The organism is Streptomyces sp. BK79, assembly GCF_044142145.1.
GTDB lineage: Bacteria > Actinomycetota > Actinomycetes > Streptomycetales > Streptomycetaceae > Streptomyces.
Genome location: NZ_JBHVOC010000043.1, coordinates 1 through 18,375, shown reverse-complemented (window position 1 = coordinate 18,375; position 18,375 = coordinate 1). Strand labels below are relative to the sequence as shown.

Sequence of the window (18,375 nt, the reverse complement as noted above, 5' to 3'; positions counted from 1 at the left end):
GCTGTCGTGCACCCTCCGTCTATGGCGCTGAGGAGACGCGGTGAGGCGCGAAGTCCAGCACGAGACCGGCCACCAGATCACGAACGCCAGTACGTCGATCTGTGTCCACCGTGGATCTTGCCACGCGGCGGGGATCAGACCGCGGTGAGGAACGTCCGCACGCGTTCCAGCAGCAGCTCGGACGCCTCGGCGTCGAATGCCTCGAGAGAGGAGTCGGTGAACAGGTGCTGGTCGCCGGGGTAGACGAACAACTCTGCGGACCGTGCGGACTTGGCCAGCTCGCGCGCGGCGGGCAGGTCTTCGTCGAAGAACTCGTCGCCCTCCTTGCCGTGGATCTGAACCGGCACACTCTCGGGCCAGGACTCCCCGTACTCGGTGAGAGGGATGCAGGCGTGCAACAGCAGCGCTCCACGTGCGCCGGGCCGTGTCTGCGCGAGCTTCTGGGCGATCGTGACACCGAACGAGAGACCGACGTAGACCAATTCCGGGCGCAGGCCCCCGGCCGCTGCCATGCCACGTTCCCGGAGGACGTCGAACCCGGTCTCCCGCGCGAACGCCATGCCTTGCTCGAGGCTGTCGAAGGTGCGGCCCTCAAACAGATTAGGAGTGTGCACGGTGTGGCCCGACTGCTGCAGGTCGTAGGCGAACGCCCGGATCCCGTCGGTCAAACCCTGGACGTGGTGGAAGAGCACAACCTCAGCCATATTTCGCGGTGTCCTTCGCCTGCTGATCGACTGTCCCGACAAAGCACCTGGACGCTGGTACCTCACTCTGCACTCGACCATCTCACAGCCGACGAGGGTGCGGCAGGCAGTTCGCCACCGTCCACCATGCCCCGCAAGCGAGTGACGGATGCGCGCGGACGGGGTTGTGCACTGCAGGGAGCAGAGCCCGCAGGCACCGGCAAGACCGACGAACGCGACCCGAGGCTCGCCAACCACGTGCGACGACGGGGACGTCTGGCAGGCCCGGGTCCACAGCCGTGCTGCCGCACGAGTGGAGGCTGTCCCACCTCCCGCCGGACACCAGGCCCCTGCCGTCGGTGACCCCCTATGACCAGTTGAGAGTCGTTCGGCGGCTGGACCAAGACCTTCACCGGCCCGCGGCTCTGCGCTGCCATCGTCGACCGCCTCACCTTCAACGGCACGATCATCGAGACCGGCACGACTCCTACCGCCTCGCCAGCACCCGTGCTCGAGCCGAAGAACCCGCCAAGGTGAGCTGATACAGGTGTTCACCCGACGGACCGTCGGCCCTTACTGGCGGCGGACCAAGGTGCCACAGGGGATAGCTTGTCTCACAACGAAGCGGGCTCTGGATCCGTTGCCAGGCGGGCATGGAGTTCCACGTCGACGCGGACGCTGTCGTATTCGAGTTTTTGTCGTTGCTTCCCTTCCACCGTGAAACCAGCAGTGCGAGCAACTCCGCATGAGGCGCGATTGTTCACCCGGTGCCCAAGCTCCAGCCGGAAGAGTTCCGTATCGTCGAAAGCCCAGCGGGCCCCAGCATGGCAGGCACGGGAAGCTATGCCTTGGCCCCGGGCCGTTGCCGTTGTCCAATAGGACACCCATCCAGTGGTATGACGCCGATCCACTGGGCCAAGACGCACCTGGCCGAGAACGAGGCCGCCGCCATCGACGACGGCGAAGGAATAGGCGTAGTCCGCGGCCCAGTGCTCAGCGCGAGCCGTCATCCACCGCTCGGCGGCCTGGAGAGAATCAACCGGCTCGATGGACTGGCCACGCATGAGCGGATCCGCGAACGCGGTCATCACCGCCTGGGCGTCCTCGGCCTTCCACCTCCGCAGCACCAGGCCAGAGGAGGTTTCTACACGATCGCGCACGCCGCGAGTCTTCCGCAGCTGACGTCGTCTGTCACGTCGGCTTCCCCCACAGTCGACAACCCGGCCAGGGAACCGGGTCGTCTCAGGGACGTGAACCAGCTTCCACCGCCGTCCATGCCGTCGTTTCTCATCAACATCCAGGCAACGAAAGATCACCAACTGCCTCCCAAACCTGTCCGCATCTGCTGTTCCTAGAGATGCACGAAGCCAGTACGAGGAAGCGCCCTCCGAGCCGTGGTCGGTCGGCGGTGTACTGGCGGGAGGAGGCTACCTGGTGGGAGCCCTTGCGTTCCTCGCGGTCTGGGTCAATGGAGTTGTTGCACTCTTCGGCTGACCGGGGTCACCAAGGCGCCTGGGGGAGCGCGGATGAAAGCTGGTGTCCTCCTACGCTCTTCTGGACAGCGGTACCCCATGAACCACATCAGCCCTGATGTCCTCAAAACAGCCTTGCAGGATGTGGTGTTGTCCTATGCGCCGGGCGAGCTCGCCTACTTGGCGCTGACGAGCAAGCCGGAGCTGACGGTTCGGGACCGGCTTGCCTGGGCGCTGCACAAACGGCTGGCCGGCGCGGTGGTGGCGCGGGAGTGGAGGAACTCGACCGGCTGGATCGACCTGGCCGTGCTCGATGCGGCTGGAAACCGACCGCTGGCCCTGCTCGAGCTGAAGGCGGCCTACACTTTCGATTTCGCCCACCCGGACCGCCCCCGCGCCATGGACTACCGCAACAAAATGGCCGCTGACGCGACCAAACTAGTGCACGCTGACGGCACAGACCACGGCACGCCGCGCTACGTGCTCCTGTTGTTGACCCACCCCATGGCCATACCTTCCCTGGGCGGTGCGGCGGTCAAATACCGGCCAGGAGTGTCTGCGGCACTACGCGCTCATGGCCCACGACGCTTGCGGCACATGGCCGGACACAGCGTCCGCACTCTCCTCGCCTGCCTCGGACCGCTGCACCAGGGCACCTGGGACGGTGGCATGGCATTCGGCGTCCATGTGGCGATCGACTACTGGCTCGTCGGACCCCTCACGTGGGGCGGCCCGGAGCTGAAGGCGTGAACGGTGCTGCCAGCCGGTGGCTCGACAACTCGGCCGCCTTTTGCTTGGAGCCGCTCCACGCCGAAGGCTGGGCGGCGGCCGAAAGTCAGTTCACGGCCGCCGTACCCATGCGCCCTGAACACCCCCCAGCGAAGCCGTCCGCCAGCGTCGCGGGGACGATGAACGCCCCGTCCGAGGCTGCGGTGGGCCTGGCGGTGGACGAGGCCGAGATGGCGAGCAGGTAGAGACGTACGAGTCGGCCGCGTAGCGGTCGGCCGGCCTGCTGACCGCCAGCCGCCTTGAGGCCGTTGCACAGGGTGGTGCGGACGATGGGCCGCGGGGTGGTTAGCGGCCGGCCCAGGGTCTGACGCCGGGGATGGGCGTGGCGAGGGCGCGGCGGGGGGCTGGGAGTGCGCAGAGGCGGGACGAGGGCGCTGCTGAAGGCGTGCATGGGTCTCTTCGGCTCGGTTGGCGGGGGCGGGGGAGTGGTCTTTTACGAGGCGCTGGCATCGTCCTTCGGCGATACGGGCGTGGCGCCCGCTCCCCACTGTGGGCTACTGCGACGCCAAGGCCGTCGAACGATGGGGCCGGAGGTTGCGCACCAACTGACTCCGGCCTGCCGTCCGCACGGCGATCGCCCGCCGTGGGGGCGGTGGCGGGCGCTCAGAATGGTAGAAGGCATCACCGGTGAAGCGGACCTTGACCGTTTGCCACCGCCCCCCTCGACCACTGGTCGATGGCGCCGTGGCGTCGGCCGCTGGCTACCGGGTGAGTGCGGCGAGGTAGATGTCGAAGGGTTGCGCGTACCCTGGGAGGCGTTCGCGGAGGTCCCACCAGCGGACGGCCGAGATCTCCTCGGTGGGCCCGAAGGCGCGGGTCTTGGCGCAGGATCCTGCGTAGAGGGCCAGATATTCGGCTCGTCGGTCAGGTGCCAGCACGAACCGCGCGTAGCCGGTGAACCGCAACCGTGCGTCAGACTGCTGCCCGGTCTCCTCCAGTAGCTCGCGCGCGGCTGCCTGGCGGGGGGTTTCGCCCTCTTCGATGCGTCCTCCGGGGAGTTCCCACGACTTGCGGTACCGGTCGTACACCATGAGGACCCGACCGGCTTGCCACAAGGCCACTAGGGCCGCCGGCAGTGGGGCGTCCTGCGGCGGCGCTGCCTCATCGCCCCGCGCGAACGAGACCAGGGAGTTACCACGGCCATCTGCTGCAAGCGGTTCATCTGCGGAGTGGGCCACGGTCGGATGCTTCCCCGAGCGACTCCACGAGATGCTGACTTCGTGCATCTTCGAGGCTTCTGGCTCAAATTTGTGTGCCAGTACCGCCTTTGCTTGATAAAGCTATCCGGGAATGACGAGCCACGGGGCATACTCCTGAACCACCGGAGGTGCGACGGGTGTGCCGTCAGTCTTCCGCACACGGAAAGGTCGCGACCGTGGCGGGTGGCCTCTCAGATGCGGCGTGTCGTCTTCGGCGGGATTGTCATGGTGTCCCGCAGTCGCCAGGCGACCGCAAGCATCAGCCCTCCGCTGATCAGTGCGTAGCCGCCGGTCACGTCGGCGATGGCGTTCGCTCCGTGATCGGGGCGCAGCCAGAGCAGGAGTCCGGCGGCAATAGCGGCGGCGCCGGTCACCAGCAGCACCCGCTCGTGCGTCACACCGCGGGATTGAAGGACCGCCCAGATTTCGGTGGCCCCGGTTGCCATGGCCCAGGCACCGATGAGAATGACCAGTGTCCAACCGGTGAAGCCCAGCCACGCCATGGCGAGGAAGCCGGCTGTCACACTGAAGGTGCCGCCACTGGCCCGAGCCGTGTGGGTCTCGTCGTGTCCCTTGTGCGGGCGAAGAACGCCGACCAGCCGAGCGGTGCCGTCGATCAGCGCATAAACACCGAAGAGCAGGGAGAGCGCCGTGACCGTAACGGTGGGCCAGACCACGGCGAAGAACCCGAACACCAAGGCCGCTGCACCCCGCAGGGCGAGCATCCAGGCAAGCGGCTGTCGCACGTGTCCTAACCTCCTGTGAGTCCGGTCCGGCCTGTGCCGCGTACCCCGTTTGATCGCAGGGACGACTGCGCCGCATGCGGTGTAGCGCGCGGCGGACAAGGCGCCGGCCCGGTGCTTGGGCGCCCTGGAGGCATGCCGACCAATGTGCCTGTCGCGGTAGAGGAGCCGGCCGCGCGAGCCGGGGCGGTGAAAGGGCGCCGTCTCCTGGTGCTCGAGGGGTGCGCCCCGCTGCTCCCCCCTGTGGCGAGCGGGGCGCACCCTCCTCCAGGGGGCGGTCCCCGGCCGGTGGGAAGTGCTTCCCGGCGAGGGCGGCCGCCTCGTGGAGTCCCGTGGGGGGATGGCCGTGAGAACTCCTGCCCTCCTCCACTGCCGTGCGCACCTGCCAGGACAGGCCGACACCGAAGTTCCACAACCAGCAGTCGGGCTCGCGTTCTCACGGACGCCTCTGTGAGCGTGCCCTTGGGGGGTGGGGGGGGATGTGGGGGGCCCCGGACGGGTGACGGCGGAACCGTAGGCAACGGACAGGGCTCCCGTGCCGTTGAGGGAGGTGTCTCGGCCTCAACTCGCCAGCTCAGGAGCCCTGTTAGTCCCGTATCCTGTCGCACTCGACCTGCCGCACGCACTCGTGGAGTGGGTGACGATGCTGATCGTCACCCACGAGGGTGACCGACGCTGCAAACTCCGCCCGTCCGAGCGTGCGGTGATCGCTCAGGCTTACCTGCGTCGGCACGACCCCCTGGCTCAACCGGCCGCGGGTTTCCGGATTTCCGTCGGCACCGCCCATGCCTACGTCACGGCCGTCGTCGAGCACCTGGCCGACAAGGCGCCGGGCCTGCTGAAGGTCCTTCGCGAGGCAGATCCCGCCTATGTTCTCGTGGACGGCACCCTCGCCGAGTGCGACCGGGTCGGTGACGGGCGTGCGGACTATTCGACAAAGCACCAGCGGCATGGTGTGAACGTGCAGGTCATCACGGATCCGACCGGTCGGACGCTGTGGCTCTCGCCCGCCCTGCCCGGCCGCACCCACGACCTGACCGCCGCCCGTACACACAAGATCATCAGGATCTGTGAACGTCAGGGCGTCCCCGTCCTCGCCGACATGGCCTACATCGGCGCAGGCGAGTGGGTCACCACCCCAAAACGCCGGCCGCCCCAAGGCGAACTCACCACGACCGAGCAGACGATCAACCGGGCCTTGTCCGCCGCTCGCGTACCCGTCGAACGAGCAGTCGCCCGCCTGAAATCCTGGCGAATCTTCCGTCGCGCCCGCTGCAGCCCGAACCGCATGACGTCAATCGCCAAGGCTGTCCTCACCCTGGAGCGGCACCGCTGAAAACCCTCATTCTCGTGTCAGTCCCGAACGGTCGCTGGATCACCAGACGGTATCTTGACGCCGAGGGTGCGTGAGGACGTGCGCAGATGCTCGGCGATGATACCCAGAACCGAATCCCGGTGCTCCAGCAGGTAGAAGTGACCGCCAGCGAAGGTGTCGAGTGTGAACGGGCCGTTCGTGTGCTCGGACCATGCCCGGGCCTCGACCGGGGTGACCATCGGGTCATTGTCCCCGATCAAGGCATGGATGGGGCACCGCAGCTTCGGGCCCGGTCGGTAGCGATAGGCCTCGGCGGCTTTGTAGTCGCCGCGGACGGCGGGGAGGGCCATACGCACTAGCTCCTCGTCGTGGAATACCTGCTCCGCGGTGCCGTCGAGGGTCCTCAGCTCGGCCACCAACTCCTCGTCCGACAGGAGGTGCACCGTACCCCCTGTCCTCTGTCGGGACGGTGCGGGCCTGGCCGAGACGAAGAGTGCCTCCAGGGAGAGGCCCACACTCTCGAACCGTCGGGCCAGTTCGAAGGCGAGGGTGGCGCCCATGCTGTGTCCGAAAAGCGCGGCCGGCTGGTGAACACGCTCCCGCAGCACGGGGAACAGCTGGTTCGCGAGCTCGTCGATGTCCTCCAAGGGCTTCTCCGCGCGGCGGTCCTGCCGCCCGGGGTACTGGACCGCGAGCACGTCGCATCGGGGTGTCAGCGCGGCAGCCACGGGGTGGTAGAACGTCGCGGAGCCGCCGGCGTGCGGCAGACAGATCAACTGGGGTGCCGTGGGATGTGCGGGGCGGTACTGCCTGATCCACACGTCGCTGCGGGTGTCCGTACCGGCCATGAGCGGTGCTGCCCTTCCGTCATGGCGTTGGTGCGGGGGCGGCCGATCCGGCCGTGACGCCTCCGTCGACCCCGAGGGTCTGCCCGGTGACGTAGGCGGCGAGGGGGCTGAGCAGCCAGGCGACCGCGTTGGCCACCTCCTCGCACCTGCCAAGGCGGCCCAGCGGAGCCCGGCGCGCCCGCTGCGCCAGGGCGCTGGGGTCGGCGTACAGGCTGCGCAGCATGGGGGTGTCGGTCGAACCGGGGCTGACCACGTTGACGCGGATGCCGTCGCCCGCGTACTGCAGGGCCACCGACTTGCTCAGGCCGATGACGGCGTGCTTGGTGGCCGAGTAGAGAGGACTCTGGGCGTGGCCGATGTGCCCGGCCACGGATGCGCAGTTCACGATCGCGCCGCCGTCGGCCGTCAGCATGGCCTCGATCTGTCCGCGCATGCACGACCAGACCCCGCGCAGGTTGGTGGCGATCACGCGGTCGAAGTTGTCGGCGGTGTCCTGGTGCAGCGGGCCGAACGATCCGAAGGTCCCGGCGTTGTTGAACGCCCCGTCCAGCCGTCCGAACCGGTTCACCGCCTGGGCTACGCAGTCCGCCACCTGCTTGTCGTCGCCGACGTCGCAGGGCACCACCAAGTGGTGCGAGGTGGGTAGTCCGGCGGTTGTCTTCGCGAGGGCCGACTCGGTGCGGCCCACCAGGACGACTCGTGCTCCGTGCCCCACGAGGAGCCGGGCCGCGGCCCGGCCGATGCCGCTGCCCGCTCCGGTGACCATCACCACGCGGTCGGTGAGTTCCAGACTCATCGTTGTTCCAACGCTCCGTCCCTGCTTGTCGGATGTGCGGTCCGCTGTGTCAGATGTGCAGTCCGCCGTTGACGTCGACGACCGTGCCGGTGGTGTATCCGGCGTCCTCGCCGCACAGATGGCAGACCATGCCCGCGGCCTCGGCGACGCTGCCGAAGCGGCCGGCGGGGATGTGGCTGACCCGGTCGGCGGTCCACTGCGGGGGCTTGTCCTCCCAGGCCCGGCGGATGCGTTCGGTGCCGATGACGCCGTGGGCGACCGCGTTGACCGTCACGCCGTGCGGGGCCAGTTCGTAGGCGCACTGCTTGGTGAACCCGACGACGCCGGCCTTGGCGGCGACGTAGGCGGCGTTGCTGAACCGGGTGTACGTGCGACCGGCCACGGACGCCAGGTTGACGACCCGGCCCCACCCCGCCGCGACCATCGCCGGGACGCACAGCCGGGTCATGGTGAACACGCTCGCCAGGTTGTGCGTGACGGCCTCCTGGAGGTCGGCCTCGGTCAGTTCGGTCACCGGGCGGGCCCGGGTGTCGCCGCCGACGCCGTTGACCAGGACGCCCGGCCGGTGCTGCGGGGCGAGCGAGTCGACGGCGGACGTGAGGGCGTGCGGGTCGGTGACGTCGACGACCAGCGGGTCGCGGGCCAGCCGGTCGCCGAGTCCGTCCGCGACCCGGTGCACCGCCTCGGCGTCCTTGTCGAGCAGGACCACGCGCAGGCCCCGGGCGGCCAGGCCTCGGGCGACCTCCGCGCAGATGCCGCTGCCCGCTCCGGTCACCAGAGCCACGTCGTGTCGTGCCGTCATGTGTTCCTCCGCCAGCCGCCGTCGGGCTCCCAGGTGGCCGTGCACCGGGTGTGTCGCAGCAGTTCTTCGGTCGGTTCGATTCCGGTGCCCGGGCCGGCCAGGGGCCCGACCCGGTGCAGTGACCGGTCGACGGTGAACGCCGGCGTGGTCAGGGGCGTGGGGAACCACTCGTCGGCCCGGCCCGCCTCGACCGTTTGCCACAAGCCCCATGTGGTGGCCAGGGTGCGCCCGGCCGCCCACAGCGGTCCCACCTCGGCCACGTGCACGCCGAGCTGGCAGCCGACGCCGAGCTCGTCGGCGCGCAGTGCCAGGCGTGCCGCGGCGAGGAACCCGCCGCACTTCGACAGCCGTACGTTGATGTGGCTGGCGGCGCCGCTGGTGGCGGCGGTGTGCAGGTCGGCCGGTCCGGTACAGGACTCGTCGAGCATGACGGGCAGACCGGTGCCCCGCCGCAGCCGGGCCAACTCGGGCCAGGACCGCGGCGGGAGCGGCTCCTCGACCCACCCCACGCCGTCCAGTTCGCCCGCCGCCTTCTCCGCTTCCTCGACCGTCCAGGCGCCGTTGACGTCCAGTGAGACACGGGTGTCGGCGGGGAGGCGGTCCTGGGCCGCGGTCAGCCGGTCCACCGCTCCGGCTGGGTCCGCCACCTTGATCTTCACGTGCCGCAGCGCCGCCAGCGCCCGCGGCGAGAGTGCGTCCAGGACGGTCGCGACGTCGCGCGAGAGGTGGATCACGAGGCTGATGGGCGTCGGTCCGTCCCGCCGTAACCGGGCGGGCGGGTCCAGGACCCGCAGGACGTCGGCGAGCGGCCGGGAGAAATGCCGACACACCGCGTCGAGCAGGGCGATCTCCACGGCGGCCGCCGCCGACGGGCCGTCGACGAGCCCGGTCAGCGGCAGCTGTGCGATCGAGGCGACGGCGCTGTCGAAGTCCCGCCACTCGATGCGCTCGGCCAGCTCCCCGGGATCGCAGGCCTGGACGGCTCGCACCGCGCCGTCCAGGGTCTCACCAGTGACGTAATCGCGGGGCGCTCCCTCTCCCAACCCGCGGGTGCCCGCCAGCTCGATCTCGACCAGCAGGGACGCCGCGCTGCGACGGGAGCGCGTGGCGTGGTCGAAGGCCGCGGCCATGGGCACGACGGCGGTGTGCAGCCGTACGCGACGGATCACGCTTCCTCCTTCAGCCGCGTGGCCAGCCAGTCCCAGTACGCCGTCCGGGCCGACGTGAACTCCACGTAGTGCCGATCCGTGGCGAAGACCTCCTCGCGCACAGCTGACGTCAGACGCCGCAGCATCGCCCGCGCGGCCGACAGGTCGATGATCGGGTCGTGCGTGGGGAGGGCCAGGTCGACGGGGAGCCGGGTGCGGGGCGCCCCGCCGGCGTAGTGGTCCTCCAGGTGCACGAGCGTCGCCTGCGTGGCCGAGGTGACCTCGCGCAGCATCAGGGGGTCTGCGGCGAGGAACTCCTGGTAGCGCGGCAGGTCGGTGTAGTCGTCGTCGGCGAGCCCCACGGGCCGTAGCGCGCCGCCGGTGAGCGCGCGGCGCTCGGCGAGCGTGTCCGCGGTGTGGCGCGCCCGCTGCTGTCCCAGCGCGGGCGCGCACAGGACCAACCTGCGGACGGGCAGATCGCGGCTGCACCACAGCGCGGCCAGCACGCTGCCGCCGAGGCTCTGCCCCAGGGCGACCGGCCCGGCACCGCCGACCTTGGCCGTCACGGCGTCGAGGGCGCGGGCGTAGTCGTCGAGGACGAGATCGGCCGACGGCAGGTGGCCGCGGGGCCCCTCGCTGCGGCCCGAGCCTCTGCGGTCCAGGGCGTAGACGTCGATGCCGCGTGCGTTGAGCTCGGGCCCCGTCTCGTACAGCCAGCCCGCGTGGCTCTGGATGCCGTGGATGTAGAAGACGGCCGAGGAGGCGCCGGGCGTGGTCCAGCGGTGCAGGGCGAGCCCGGTGCCGTCGGCGGCGGTCAGCATGCTGGTGGTGGGCATGGCCTGCCTCCTCAGTACCGGACGAGGTTGACGTCGGGGTCCAGCCGGACGTCGACGAGGAGCGGTCCTTCGAGCGTCGGCAACAGGTCCCCGACGGCGTCGAGTTCTTCCGCCTTGCGGACGGTGAGGGCACGTGCGCCCATCGCCGTGGCCAGCCCGGCGAGGTCGGGCCAGGCGAACGCCGAGTACGCCGGGTCGTAGCCGTGGATCCTGAGTTTGTAGTGCTCGGCTCCGTACGCCCTGTCGTTGAGTACGACCACGACGAGCGGCAGCCGGTGCCGTACCGCCGTCGTGAACTCCGACAGGTGCATCATGAAGCCGCCGTCCCCCACGGCGGCGACCGTGGGCCGGCCGGTGTCGGCCGTCGCCGCGCCGATCGCCCCGGCGACGCCGAGCCCGATCGAGCCGAAGCCGCCCATGACGGTGAAGTGCAGCGGGTCCGCCACGCGCAGATGCGGCCAGACACCCACGTCGAAGCGGCCGATGTCGCTGACGACGCTGCGCTCGGCGGGCAGGATCCGGTCCAGCCGGATCATGGCCGTCCGGATGTCGACGGTGTCCGCTCCACTGCGGTCGTCGACGTCGTCCTGCGGCGAAAACCCGGCCAGTTGCCCGGCGACGCGCTCCGCCCAGGCGCTGTTGGCCGCGGTGACTCCGGCCTGATTCAGCAGGGCGTTCATGGCCTCGGCCGTGCGGCGGGCATCCCCGGCCACGGGCTCGTCGACGGGCGTGTACGAGCCGAACCGCCCGGGATCGGTGTCCACGTGCACGATTCTCTTGCCCCGGAACAGCTCGCCGTTGAGCGCGGTCCACATGTTCAGGCTCGCCCCGAACGCGACCACGCAGTCCGACTCGGCGATGACCGTGCTCGCCACGCTGTGCGCGAGCGAGCCGAAGATGCCGATGTCGCGGGGGTGACCGGCGAACATCTCCTTGCCGAGCACGGTGGTGGTCAGCGCTGCTCCGGTACGGTCCGCCAGCTCCACCAGGGCCTCTCGCGCACCGGCGGCGGCCGCACCGTGCCCGGCGAGGACCAGCGGCCGCTTGGCCGAGCCGATCAGCCCCAGCGCGCCGTCCAGCGCCTCGGCCTCCGGAGCCGCCAGAGGACCCGGCGCCACCGGGAGCGCGACCGGCGCCTGCTCGCCCGCCTCCTCCTGCATGAGGTCGATCGGCACATTGAGTACGACGGGCCGCCGCTCGGCCACGATGCGCTGGACGGCCCGGTTCAGGTCCGCGACGAGCGAGGCCGGTCTGTGGACGCGTTCGTAACCCGCGCCCGCCGCGGCCGCGACTGTCGCGATGTCGAAGTGGTGGAAGTGCGTGGGCACCGGTGGCGGATCACCTGTGATCAGCAGGACCTGGCTGTGGCTACGAGCCGCTTCCACAAGCGGGGTCAAGGCGTTGGTGAACGCGGGTCCGTGCGTCACGGACGCCACGCCGATGCCGCCGGACATACGTGCGCGGCCGTCGGCCATGGCGACGGCGCCCGCCTCGTGGGCGACCGCCACGAACCGTCCGCCCGCGTCGGCGAAGGCGGGCAGATAGAGCAGATTGGCGTTGCCCATCAGACCGAAGACGGTATCGACGCCGTGTGCGGCCAGAGCGTCGGCAAGCGCGTGGAAAACCTTCATTGCTGTCCCTCGGTCGGGGCGGGCTGGAGCCAGGCGGGATCGTTCTGGTCGACCGGCGCGCAGGTGGGCGACGGGTCCTCGCGGAGCAGGGAACGCAGGTGGTTGCCGGTGATGAGCACGGTGGTGCCGGCGCAGTCCCAGGCGACGGCCATCCGCCGGGCGAAGACCTGGGGGTGCCGCACCGCGCGGGTCAGGTCGTGCAGCGGGGCCGCGGGCACGCCGACGGCTGCCGCCGCGTCCAGTACGGCTGCGACGGGGCCTTCGGTCTGCGGTGGCGGCCCTTCCGCGTCGACGAGGACCGTGCCGTCCGCCGCCCGGACGAGGTGGGGGACCGGTGCGGGTTCGGCAGTGGACCAGCGGTCCTGGGTGAGCCAGACAGCGCTGTCGAACAGCGCGACGTCGGCGGTGCATCCGTGCCCGGTGCGCAGACGGACGTAGGTGGACACGACGGCGGCGGCAGCGGCCAGGTAGGCACCGAGGACGTCGGCGCTGGACACCGGAGTCCGCAGCCCGGCGCCCGGGCCGCCGACGAGGTGCATGATGCCCGACTCGGCCTGGATCACGGTGTCGACGCTGCGGTCGGCGGCGGCCAGACCATGGCCGGTGACCGTGCAGTGCACGACGCCGTGCCGGGACAGGATCTGATCGGGGGCGAGGCCCTGCGCGGTGAGTGTGTCGGCCGCGAGGTTGGTGAGCACGATGTCGCATCCGGCGAGCAGCCGCTCGAACCCGGCCCGGTCCTCGGCGTCGGCGAGGTCGAGCCGACAGGAGCGTTTGCCCGCGTTGTTGACGTAGTAGAGGTAGCCGACCCCGGCCACCTGCTGGGCGAGCCGCCGGGACCCTTCGCCGTGCGGCGGCTCCACCTTCAGTACGTCGGCGCCGAGTTGGGCCAGCAGCCGGCCCGCGTGCGGTCCGGCCGTGTACGAGCCGAGCTCCAGCAGGCGGACGCCGCGCAGCGGAGGAGTGCCGCGCGCGATCGGCTCCCAGAGGCGGCCCTGCTGGGGCATCGGGCCGTCGGTGACGGCGGGTATGAGGGAGTGCAGAGGGCTGCCCGGCGTACCGGACGGGTCGGTGACCAGGCCGCGCCGCCGGGCGGCGGCCCCGTCGCGCACCTCCTCGGGGGCCGCGACCTGGGCGCACGGGATGCCTGCGGCCCGCAGGGCGGTCACCACGTCCACGGCCCGCTGCCCGGCGGTCCACTTGCCGAGGATCTCGTCGAGCTCGTCGGCGTTGCGGACGCGGGCGGCGGTGTCGGCGAAGCGCGGGTCGTCGGGGAGGTCCCGTCGTCCCATGACCGCGGCCAGCCTGTGCCATATCGGCTCGCCCATCGTGCAGATGACGACGGGGGCGTCCTGGCACGCGTAGCTGTTCCAGGGTGCCGCCATGCCGTGTCGGTTGCCGGTGCGCCGCGGCGGGCGCCCGGCGAGCGCGACGCTCGGAAGCAGGGTGCCCGTCAGGGTGAACAGGCTGTCGAACTCGGCGATGTCCAGGTAGTCCCCGCCGCCTCCGCGCTCGCGGCCGATGAGCCCGGCCGCGACGGCGATCAGGCCGGACAGGGCCGCCGTACGCGACGCCAGGCCCACCACGGAAAGGACCGGTGGTTCCCCTTCGGTGCCGGTCGCCGAGGTCAGGCCCGCCAGCGCCTGCAGGGTCCGCTCGGTGGCCGGGGCGTCACGCAGCGGGCCGGTGAGCCCGAATGCGCTCAGCCGCACAGCGACCAACTCGGGGTTACGATTCAGGAGTTCCGACGCCCCGAGCCCCAGGGCGGCGAGCTGCTCATCGCCCTCCGCGTCGCACACCAGCACATCGGCCGTCTCTAACAGGCGCGATGCCTGGTCCCAACCGGACGCCGACTGCGCGGCGGAGTGCAGCCACCGCTCGAACGGTCCCTTGGAATCGGGTGGTTGGCAGAGCGCTACGACACGGGCCCCGAGGTCCGCAAGCAGTCTTCCCAGCAGCGCTGCTGACGTGCCGCGGCCGGCCATGAGTACGGCGATGCCCTCGAACGGCCCTGCCCTTGTCATGAAATTCCCCCTCGTTCCGCGCACCGGGGCGGGCGTCGGTCGTCACCGCTGATTGGTCGTGGATGTCGGCCGTGATGCGGCCGCCAGGGAAATCACGCCGACGCCGCCCGCAATCGCGGGGGCTCTGGCCGGCAGTCCCGATACGACATTAAAGCGCGCATGATCCGTTCGGCTACGACCGTATCACCGAGTCGGCGAAAAGTCATCGCACGGTCCCCGCTCCGATCCGGCAACTCTGCTCAGGGGGTAAGTGGGAGGGGCCCGTAATGGCCAAAATGAGATTTTACTGAGCTTTACGTTTGCCTGGGTGATCTCTTGACGAGGGGCCCGACGGGCAAGGTAAACCAGTGGTAAATGTCCGAGTTTGTGCCAGTTAGTTCCGTGATTCTGATCACATGATCCCTGGTTGACGGGTGAAATTTGGAGCTGGCAGAGTGATGACGAGCTTCCGTCCGCAAAGTGGTTGAATAACTGTTCCGAAATCTTCGGCAATTCAAAGGAGACTCACGGGGAATGCCCTTATTAGTGTATTGCTGTAGGGTGAAATAATGACGGGTAGTCCTAATTTAGCCCCGTTCCCGCAGCTTCCCGATCCTGTCGCAGGGCAATCTGAACGGCGAGCAGAGCAATCCGAACGGCAAAACGATCCCATCGTTCTCGTCGGCGCCGGACGCCGTGACCGCATGGCGGATGCCGTACGTGCCGCCGTCGCACAGGCGGGCATCGACCCGGCCGTCCTGCGTCACACCCGGACCACCTTGATCACCGCGGCGAGCGCGGGAGCCGCAGGTCGGCTCGCCGCCGCCCTGCGCCTGACCGGGTCCACGATTTCCCTCGACACCCGCGAGGCACCCACACTGCTCGCCCTTCACCTCGCCGCTCAGGCGCTGCGGGCGGGCGACACCTCCTACGCCGTCGTCGGTGCCGAACTCCCCGACGAGACCTGCGCGTTGATCCTGGCCAGGCAGTCCGCGGCAACCGCCGCGGGAGCTGCGTCCCAGGCGATCGTCCGCACCACCACGGCGGACCGCACCACCACGACGGATCACGCCCCTACGCCCGACGACCACGGCAGCCCGGCCCGCGAAGCCCCGCACGCCACCCGCCTGTTGACCGCAGACATCACCCAGGCCCCGGCCGAGGGCTTCCCGGGCCTGCTGGCGACCCTGCACGACGACACACCCCTGCGCTCCACCGCGGTCACCGAGCACGGCAGCGACGCCACCACCGTCCTCGTACTCCTCGACCAGCCCCAGGACGCCGCACCCGCGGCACCGCTCCCCTGGGTGGTCTCGGCCCCCCACACCCGCGCCCTCCGGGCCACGGCCGCGACCCTGGCCGTCCACCTCGACGCCACACCGGCCGCACCCGCCGACGTCGCCCACACCCTGCTCACCACCCGCCCCGACTACCGCCGTGCCGCCGTCGTCGGCGCGGACCGGGCCACCCTCACCGACGGACTGCGCGCACTCGCCACCGGAGCCGACGCGCCCCACCTCGTCCACGGCACCGCCACCGGATCGCCGCGTCTCGTCTTCGTCTTCCCCGGCCAGGGCTCCCAGTGGCCCGGCATGGCCGCCGAACTCCTTGAAACCAGCGAGCCCTTCCAGGACAGCGTGCACGCTTGCGCCGACGCGCTGGCCGAGTTCGTCGACTGGTCGCTCCTCGACGTCCTGCGCCAGGCACCGGACGCGCCGCCCCTGCACCGGGTGGACGTTCTCCAGCCCACCCTGTGGGCGACGATGGTCTCCCTGGCCGCGGTCTGGCGCTCGTACGGAGTGGAACCGGCCGCCGTCGTCGGCCACTGCTACGGAGAGATCGCCGCCGCGCAGGTCGCTGGCGCCCTCGACCCGCGTGACGCCGCCCGCCTGCTCGCCCACCGCAGCCGGGCCTGGCTCCGACTGGTAGGCAAGGGCACGGTCATCTCCGTCGCCACCTCGGGACAGGACATCACCCAACGCATGGCGGCCTGGCCCGACTCCGTCGAACTGGCCGCGCTCAATGGTCCGCGCTCAGTGGCGCTTGCAGGCCCGCCCGACGTCCTGGACGGCATCGTCGCCGACCTAACCGACCAGGGCATCCACGCCAAACGCATCCCTGGCGTGGACACCGTCGGCCACTGCTCCCACGTCGAGGTCCTCCGCGACCACCTGCTGGACGTCCTGCGCCCGGTCTCGCCCCGGTCCTCCGCCGTGCCGTTCTACTCCACCGTCGACGGAGCCGAACGCGACACCACCACGCTGGACACCGACTACTGGTACCTCAACACCCGCAGCCAGGTCCGCTTCCACCAGGCCGTGCGGAACCTGCTCGCCGCCGGGCACCGCTCGTTCGTCGAGGTGAGCCCGCACCCGCTGCTCGGCGCCTCCATCGAGGACACCGCGGCCGAGCTCGGCATCCGCGACGTGGCCGTCGTCGGCACCCTGCGCCGAGGCCAGGGCGGCACCCGCCGGGTCCTCACCTCGGTGGCGGAGGCGTACGTCCACGGCATCGACGTCGACTTCACGCCCGCCTTCACCGGCACGACCCCCAGCCGCATCGACCTTCCGACCGTCGAGGACCATGGCATCGAGGGTCACGGCGCCGACGGCGGCGAGACATGGACCGACCGCGTCAGGGCCCTCCCGGACGAGCAGCGCGACGAGGCACTGGTGGACCTCGTGTGCCGCACCGTCGCCACGGTACTCGAAGCGGACCCGGCCGACACGGCGGACGCCATCGCCCCCGACACGGCGTTCAAGGAGATGGGCCTCGGCTCACTGAGCGCGGTCCGGCTGCGCAACGGCCTCCGCGAGGCCACCGGCGCCCATCTGCCGGCCACCATCGCCTACGACCACCCCACCCCGACCGCTCTGGCCCGCCACCTGGCGATGACCCTGTTCGACGCGACGGGCGCCGCCCCGGTGGTCCCGGCATCGGGCCGCGACCACGAACCGATCGACGCCGAGACCGCTCTGCTGACCGCGCTGGAACGGGCCGACGAGGCCCTGGAACGGCTGCGGACCCCGCACGCCCGCACGCCCCGGCAAGAGACCGACCGGCGGATCGATGAGCTGCTGCAGTCCCTGACCGACAAGGCCAGGCGGATGAGGCAGGCCGACGCCGTCGATGATGTCGATGATTCGGCCACCGACCGGTTCGCCGCAGCCACCGACGACGAGATGTTCGAACTCCTCGAGAGACGTTTCGGCATCTCCTGAGTCGCGCCGACCTCCTGCACTCCGAGTCGCTTCCCCCCACAGTCCCCGAAGGCGGCAACCCATGGCACATGAAGACAAGCTGCGCCACCTCCTCAAGCGTGTCAGTGCTGAACTCGACGACACCCAGCGCCGGGTGCGCGAGATGGAGGAGAGCGAGCGCGAGCCGATCGCGATCGTGGGGATGAGCTGCCGCCTGCCCGGCGGGGTGAACAGCCCGGAGGAGTTCTGGTCGCTGCTGGAGGCCGGGACGGACGCCGTCTCGGAGTTCCCGCAGGACCGTGGCTGGGATGTGGAGAACCTCTACGACCCGGACCCGGACGTCCCCGGGCGGTCGTACGTCCGCGAGGGCGGATTCCTGGACGGGGCAGGGCAGTTCGACGCTGCCTTCTTCGGAATATCCCCGCGTGAGGCGCTCGCGATGGATCCGCAGCAGCGGCTGCTGCTGGAGTGTTCGTGGGAGGCGATCGAGCGGTCGCGGATCGACCCGAAGTCCCTGCACGGCAGCCGGACCGGCGTCTTCGCGGGCTCCAACTGGCAGGACTACAACACCCTGTTGCTGAAGGCCGAAGAGCGGTCCCAGAGCTACCTGGCCACCGGAGCCTCCGGAAGCGTGCTGTCCGGGCGCATCTCCTACACGCTGGGCATGGAAGGTCCCGCGATCACCGTGAACACGGCGTGCTCGTCCTCTCTGGTCGCCATCCACCTGGCGGCCCGTGCCCTGCGGGCGGGGGAGTGCGACCTCGCTCTGGCCGGCGCCGTCACGGTCATGTCCACACCGCAGCTTCCGGTCGCCTTCTCCCGGCAGCGCGGACTCGCCCTCGACGGCCGCTCGAAGGCCTTCGCGGTTTCGGCCGACGGCATGGGCTTCGGCGAGGGCGTGGGCGTGCTG

General features: G+C 70.3%; 15 protein-coding genes and 1 pseudogene. 5 read left to right on the top strand and 11 right to left on the bottom strand.

Annotated elements, in window-relative coordinates; all coding sequences use genetic code 11:
• Window positions 1–134 precede the first annotated feature (134 nt).
• The gene (locus ACFIF2_RS34765) at window positions 135–704 is read right to left on the bottom strand and encodes a dienelactone hydrolase family protein (RefSeq protein ID WP_395577283.1); all 570 of its coding nucleotides are present in this window, start codon (window positions 702–704) and stop codon (window positions 135–137) included.
• 360 nt (window positions 705–1,064) lie between these two features.
• On the opposite strand from ACFIF2_RS34765, the pseudogene ACFIF2_RS34760 reads away from it, so the two are divergent.
• Window positions 1,065–1,225, top strand: a pseudogene (locus ACFIF2_RS34760) (ATP-binding protein); the annotation flags it as partial.
• A 72-nt stretch (window positions 1,226–1,297) separates the two neighbouring features.
• Here the strand turns inward: ACFIF2_RS34760 and ACFIF2_RS34755 are convergent.
• Window positions 1,298–1,843, bottom strand: coding sequence for a GNAT family N-acetyltransferase (locus tag ACFIF2_RS34755; RefSeq protein ID WP_395577282.1), 546 nt, complete (start codon window positions 1,841–1,843; stop codon window positions 1,298–1,300).
• Between the two features lie 411 nt (window positions 1,844–2,254).
• Here ACFIF2_RS34755 and ACFIF2_RS34750 point away from each other — a divergent pair, with 411 nt between their 5' ends.
• Complete coding sequence (locus ACFIF2_RS34750; RefSeq protein ID WP_395577281.1) at window positions 2,255–2,905, top strand: hypothetical protein; 651 nt, start codon at window positions 2,255–2,257, stop codon at window positions 2,903–2,905.
• Between the two features lie 740 nt (window positions 2,906–3,645).
• Here ACFIF2_RS34750 and ACFIF2_RS34745 read toward each other — a convergent pair.
• Window positions 3,646–4,122 carry an NUDIX hydrolase gene (locus tag ACFIF2_RS34745; protein WP_395577280.1) on the bottom strand — a complete coding sequence of 159 codons (477 nt, stop codon included), beginning with the start codon at window positions 4,120–4,122 and terminating at the stop codon, window positions 3,646–3,648.
• 212 nt (window positions 4,123–4,334) lie between these two features.
• Window positions 4,335–4,889, bottom strand: a complete 555-nt coding sequence (locus tag ACFIF2_RS34740) for an HdeD family acid-resistance protein (protein WP_395577279.1) — start codon at window positions 4,887–4,889, stop codon at window positions 4,335–4,337.
• A 640-nt stretch (window positions 4,890–5,529) separates the two neighbouring features.
• Between ACFIF2_RS34740 and ACFIF2_RS34735 the strand changes: the two genes are divergently transcribed.
• Window positions 5,530–6,222, top strand: a complete 693-nt coding sequence (locus tag ACFIF2_RS34735) for a transposase family protein (RefSeq protein WP_395577298.1) — start codon at window positions 5,530–5,532, stop codon at window positions 6,220–6,222.
• Window positions 6,223–6,239: 17 nt separating this feature from the next.
• On the opposite strand, the gene ACFIF2_RS34730 is transcribed toward ACFIF2_RS34735, so the two are convergent.
• Genes ACFIF2_RS34730 through ACFIF2_RS34700 form a run of 7 tightly spaced genes read right to left on the bottom strand, consistent with a single transcriptional unit; the run spans window position 6,240 to window position 14,286 of the window.
• Complete coding sequence (locus ACFIF2_RS34730; protein ID WP_395577278.1) at window positions 6,240–7,049, bottom strand: thioesterase II family protein; 810 nt, start codon at window positions 7,047–7,049, stop codon at window positions 6,240–6,242.
• Window positions 7,050–7,068: 19 nt separating this feature from the next.
• On the bottom strand, window positions 7,069–7,845 hold the full coding sequence (locus ACFIF2_RS34725; protein ID WP_395577277.1) for an SDR family NAD(P)-dependent oxidoreductase: 777 nt from the start codon (window positions 7,843–7,845) through the stop codon (window positions 7,069–7,071).
• A gap of 49 nt (window positions 7,846–7,894) precedes the next feature.
• Window positions 7,895–8,647: an SDR family NAD(P)-dependent oxidoreductase gene (locus tag ACFIF2_RS34720; RefSeq protein WP_395577276.1), complete on the bottom strand. Its 753-nt coding sequence runs from the start codon at window positions 8,645–8,647 to the stop codon at window positions 7,895–7,897.
• Entirely contained in the window at window positions 8,644–9,816 is a 1,173-nt protein-coding gene (locus ACFIF2_RS34715; protein ID WP_395577275.1) for an enolase C-terminal domain-like protein, read from the bottom strand. The genes ACFIF2_RS34720 and ACFIF2_RS34715 overlap by 4 nt, the downstream gene beginning before the upstream one ends.
• Window positions 9,813–10,631 carry an alpha/beta fold hydrolase gene (locus ACFIF2_RS34710; RefSeq protein WP_395577274.1) on the bottom strand — a complete coding sequence of 273 codons (819 nt, stop codon included), beginning with the start codon at window positions 10,629–10,631 and terminating at the stop codon, window positions 9,813–9,815. The genes ACFIF2_RS34715 and ACFIF2_RS34710 overlap by 4 nt, the downstream gene beginning before the upstream one ends.
• An 11-nt stretch (window positions 10,632–10,642) precedes the next feature.
• The gene (locus ACFIF2_RS34705; RefSeq protein WP_395577273.1) at window positions 10,643–12,262 is read right to left on the bottom strand and encodes a thiamine pyrophosphate-binding protein; all 1,620 of its coding nucleotides are present in this window, start codon (window positions 12,260–12,262) and stop codon (window positions 10,643–10,645) included.
• Window positions 12,259–14,286 carry a CoA transferase gene (locus ACFIF2_RS34700; RefSeq protein ID WP_395577272.1) on the bottom strand — a complete coding sequence of 676 codons (2,028 nt, stop codon included), beginning with the start codon at window positions 14,284–14,286 and terminating at the stop codon, window positions 12,259–12,261. Before ACFIF2_RS34700 ends, ACFIF2_RS34705 begins: the two co-directional genes overlap by 4 nt.
• Window positions 14,287–14,834: 548 nt before the next feature.
• Here ACFIF2_RS34700 and ACFIF2_RS34695 point away from each other — a divergent pair.
• Both ACFIF2_RS34695 and ACFIF2_RS34690 read left to right on the top strand, forming a co-directional pair.
• Window positions 14,835–17,486 (top strand): acyltransferase domain-containing protein, encoded by a 2,652-nt coding sequence (locus tag ACFIF2_RS34695; RefSeq protein WP_395577271.1) that lies wholly within the window; start codon window positions 14,835–14,837, stop codon window positions 17,484–17,486.
• 61 nt (window positions 17,487–17,547) lie between these two features.
• The coding region (locus ACFIF2_RS34690; RefSeq protein WP_395577270.1) for a beta-ketoacyl synthase N-terminal-like domain-containing protein at window positions 17,548–18,375 on the top strand (828 nt) is incomplete at its 3' end.